At 72.7% G+C, this 457-nt stretch carries 1 protein-coding gene; it reads left to right on the forward strand.

Annotated features, from left to right (window positions below):
- Positions 1-457, forward strand: a 457-nt coding sequence (locus AC1DQ3_RS36780; protein ID WP_477124990.1) for a hypothetical protein, incomplete at both ends; no start/stop codon positions are given.

A 457-nucleotide genomic window follows, 5' to 3' on the forward strand; every position in this document is an offset into this window, starting at 1 on the left:
CTGGCCGCCATTCGCGACGCCGTGCCGCGCCGGGACGGGGAAGCCAGTCTGGCCTACGCCCGCCGCCTGCACGAGCAGCGGCCCGGCCTCGGCCTGAGCGAGCTGTCCCTGCTCTCRGGTGCCATGGAAAGCCATCTGCGCAGCGAGCCGGCCTTCAAGGCACTCTCCGTGGAACTGGCCGCCATTCGCGACGCCGTGCCGCGCCGGGACGGGGAAGCCAATCTGGCCTACGCCCGCCGCCTGCACGAGCAGCGGCCCGGCTTCAGCCTGAGCGAGCTGTCCCTGCTTTCGGGCGCCTTGAAAAGCCATCTGCGCTGCGCGCCGGCCTTCAAGACGCTCTCCGTGGAACTGGCCGCCATTCGCGACGCCGTGCCGCGCCGGGACGGGGAAGCCAATCTGSCCTACGCCCGCCGCCTGCGCGAGCAGCGGCCCGGCCTCAGCCTGAGCGAGCTGTCCC

It is taken from the genome of Cupriavidus sp. 01T418, assembly GCF_056398885.1.